We start from the raw sequence: 645 nt of genomic DNA, 5'->3' as shown, positions 1-645 counted from the left end.
AATTAAAATGGTTTTATATATTTAACCATAATCTCTTATTTATATACCGCTAGTTTTTGTAATAGTTGTTCTTTTGTAACTGGCCACTCGCTTGCAATCATACTATATACAACTGCATCTCTTACATAACCGTTTGGCAATTGTCTCTCATTTCGCAATATACCTTCTTTTACAGCACCAAGCCTTTCAATTGCGCGCTGTGCTTTTTCATTTCGTAAATCAGTTTTTATTTGCACTCGTAACATATGTAATTCTTCAAAAGCGTATTGCAATAGCATATACTTACACTCAGTATTTATACTTGTTCGTTGTACACTTGGATGATACCATGTTTGCCCAAGTTCAACGGTTTTATTTTCTTTTGATATATTATATAAGCGTGTACTTCCTACGATTCTATTCGTTTTTTGATCTACTACAACAAATGGTAGATCGGTTCCTCCTTCAAAACCTTTTATGGCCGCTTGAACATACCGCTCCATATCTTGATAGCTATCCATTTTAGCTATTAAATACGTCCATATTTCTTTATTTCCTTCCACAATGCTAAATAAACTTTCGACATCATCTACATGCATTAATCGTAACATTGCTCTGTCATTTACTATTTCCATAAACTATTCTCCTTTTCTATGTATCTAGCTA

Annotated in this window: 1 protein-coding gene; it reads right to left on the bottom strand. The window is 33.0% G+C overall.

Features of this window, described 5'->3' with window-relative positions; genetic code table 11:
* Positions 1–35: 35 nt before the first annotated feature.
* Entirely contained in the window at positions 36–614 is a 579-nt protein-coding gene (locus V7183_RS22645; RefSeq protein ID WP_097899181.1) for a GNAT family N-acetyltransferase, read from the bottom strand.
* Positions 615–645: the final 31 nt, after the last annotated feature.

The organism is Bacillus sp. JJ1127 (assembly GCF_036965845.1).
GTDB lineage: Bacteria > Bacillota > Bacilli > Bacillales > Bacillaceae_G > Bacillus_A.
This window is presented reverse-complemented; position numbering and strand designations above follow the sequence as displayed.

Bases quoted from the DNA above. Each gene is read 5' to 3' on its own strand.
- V7183_RS22645 (WP_097899181.1), bottom strand. From the start codon at position 614: ATGGAAATAGTAAATGACAGAGCAATGTTACGATTAATGCATGTAGAT.